This is a genomic window from Salinivirga sp. (assembly GCF_035268865.1).
Taxonomy (GTDB): domain Bacteria; phylum Bacteroidota; class Bacteroidia; order Bacteroidales; family Salinivirgaceae; genus Salinivirga.
Genome location: NZ_DATFKB010000140.1, coordinates 1 through 3,091 on the forward strand (window position 1 = coordinate 1; position 3,091 = coordinate 3,091).

2 protein-coding genes are annotated in these 3,091 nt (G+C 38.0%); one reads left to right on the forward strand and one right to left on the reverse strand.

What is annotated here, in order from left to right; all coding sequences use genetic code 11:
- Positions 1-180: 180 nt before the first annotated feature.
- On the reverse strand, positions 181-1,611 hold the full coding sequence (locus tag VJ937_RS08545) for a S41 family peptidase (RefSeq protein ID WP_324066480.1): 1,431 nt from the start codon (positions 1,609-1,611) through the stop codon (positions 181-183).
- A gap of 156 nt (positions 1,612-1,767) precedes the next feature.
- Between VJ937_RS08545 and VJ937_RS08550 the strand changes: the two genes are divergently transcribed.
- Complete coding sequence (locus VJ937_RS08550) at positions 1,768-2,781, forward strand: metal-dependent hydrolase (RefSeq protein WP_324066481.1); 1,014 nt, start codon at positions 1,768-1,770, stop codon at positions 2,779-2,781.
- Positions 2,782-3,091: the final 310 nt, after the last annotated feature.

Here is a 3,091-nt window from a genome sequence, read left to right on the forward strand (position 1 = left end):
TACAATTTGGGAATTGAACTCCATATCTGTAAAAAATATTTGTTCGCGACCAATTACGATTAATTACAATAGTGTAGAGGAAGCAAGCCTGTCGGGAAAAGCGAGAAAATATATCCTCCGACCGCTTAAGTATATGACTAGCATTACTTGTTTTTATTTGTCAATGCTACGGTATGATTGTCAGTGTTTTGTCAATAAATTCTTTTCAATGTACCTTAGCCAGCGATATTTTTGAATAGTATCCGGAATGATTATATCAGGTGCAATACCGATGTCGTCTATTATGCGACCGGGTATGCGGAGGCTGCGACTGGTAGCATAGTTTAATCGGTATTTATTGTTCGGAAACATAACGGTGTTTACATTCGATACATCAATAGCGCCAAAGGTGGTTTTACCAACAATGGTGGTTTTGCTGCTTTGCTCAGCCATCAATAAAAACTGTTCGGTGGAACTGGCGCATCCTTCGTCTGCAATTACATATACATTTTCAGGGTATGGTTTCGGATCGTAGTTATCAATTGTCCTGATTTTAGTTTGAGTCATGGCAACATATTCACCCATGTTTTTCTTTAGCCTTCTTTTCAGAGCTAAGCCAAAAAATACCCGTTGCAAAAATGACTTGCTGAACCATTTTTTATATGCCGCTATATTCATTGGTGTTGAACGAATTTCGATATTATGAAATTTCATTGGCTGGGTGTAGAGGAAGGGGGTAATGTTTTTGAAACTGCGGTCGGCACCACCGCCATTTCCCCGCACATCTATTATTAAATTTTGCGTTGAATCTAGTAGGGGCTGGTTTTCGGCTATTAAATTATCTATTTTTTCTTTGTATTTATAGTTGAAAGAGGGAATTCTCATTAAAACCGTTTCGTTGTTTATTTGTTTTATGCGGGGCACTTCTGTCATATAAATTGAAAATTCTGCAGTGTCTTCAGGCGCCACATACTCCGTAGACCTAGTCCAATGGAAATTGCCCGTTTTAAGGTATTTAAGTGAATAGCTGAAAGACTGCTTCTGTAGTGTATGGTCGGCCATATAATAGTTTACCAAAGAGCCGGAGTCGGAAAATTCTGTCTTTACCTGTCCAGCTTTCCATTGTGGTTTATTTGTCCAAAGTAATACCCCAACATAATCGCGCTGCGCATTAATTGTATCCGGCACAACAACCATTTTGTAATTGTTGTTGTACCACACATCGCAAATGCCATAAGGTGGTTTTCTGTCTTTTAGTTTCTTAAACAGAGCAGTTGTGTCAACAGGCCATATTTTAGGTTGTGGTTTAGGTGCTTCAGTCCCCTGCGCTTGTCTGTTTTTATCCGGATTATGCGTGTAATATACGCCAACGTGTCCTTTGCGGAAAAAATGTGTCCATTCATCCAGCAATTTCACACACTCCGTGTGGTTTTGGATTTGTTTTGTCTGTTGAGCGATTGAGTCACTGAAATTTTGGTAAGTGTCAGTTCCTTTGGTTTTTATAACTACCGGGAATCCGGCATCATTGGTTTCGAAGGTTTCCTTTAACCAATTAAAACTGGAAGTACAATCGCACTCTTGTGCATGCATAAACAGCGGTAAGAGCAATAGAATAAACACAACTTGTTTCATGACATGATTTTGTTTTGGATGCAAATATAACAAAATATGATTATACAGTTATTTACCACTTACGCAAACAGGTTTTCTTCATTAGCTCCGCCCCCTTCGAAACAAAATGATTGAAGTTCGGTTTAATTGTTTTACAATACATTAATTAATTAAAAAATGGATTTAGTTACACAAACAGTACTTGGAGGAGCAGTAGGAGAGATGGTGCTCGGTAAAAAAGCCGGGAACAAAGCAATTATGTGGGGTGCTGTGGGTGGCCTGATCCCTGATCTCGATATTTTTGTAACACCATTTTTTAGCGAAGTGGATGGGCTTTTTGTTCACCGTGGGTTTAGTCATGCAATTATTTTTGCGTTTCTATTGGCCCCGCTGTTAGGTTGGCTTATTCATCGTATTCACAAGAAAAACACGGATATTCAGCTTCGCGAATGGATCTTCCTTATTTTTATGGCTGCTTTTACGCATCCTATATTAGACTATTTCACTACGTACGGAACAGGAGCTTTTCTGCCATTCTCTGATTATCGCGTAGAATTTGGAACCATTGCCATTGTAGATGTTTTTTATACCGTCCCTTTTATTCTCGTATTACTTACCATAATGTTCATAAAGCGTAGCTCAGCTATCAGACGAAAACTTATTGTGGGGCTTATTTTTCTTACATCGTTTTATTTGCTTGGAACTGTAGGTAATAAACTACATGTGAACGCTGTATTTAAAAATGCTTTATCGGAACAAGAAATTATGTATAACCGATACAAAACAGCTCCCCTTCCGCTCTCCAATTTTTTGTGGATGGGGTTGGCCGAAACCGATTCGGGGTATTATATGGCCCTGTATTCAAACTTCGATGAACAAATACCCACCGATTTTGAATTTATACCCCGGAATGAGATGCTACTTGAAGATCTTAACGAAAACAAAGCGCTGCAAAAGCTCATTAAATTTTCTAAAGGTTATTATCATGTGAACAAAGATGAAAAAGGACTTTACCTGGCCGATCTCCGGTTTGGCAAAATGGGTATAGGAAAAAATGCAGCGTTTGTGTTCAAATTTTACATTACGAGCCGGGATGGTGAAGTAATAATTGAACAATCACAAGATTCGAGGAGCATCGAAGAAAATGCATTTTCAAATTACCTTCAAAGAATTAAAGGCGAAATGAATTGAGTGATAGCAGCTCAGGGTATGTTTAAAAAATATGCCGGGTTTCTCTTTAAAGTTGTAATGGATAAGATAGAATGTGTTTTTATATGCGAAGGCACAACTATCCGAAACTTTATAGTTTTTTGTGCTTATTACAATATATATTGAAAAAATACAAGCTATTTCTTATCTTAATTTGTTCTCAAAGTTGTAATTTTTGAGATAGTACATTCATTACACCGCCATTTATGGCGGTGACAAGTTACCGTTGCTGCTTAGGGCTTTAGCCAGGAACTTTTTTCTATATAGATTAGGTTCCAGGCTGAAGCCTTAC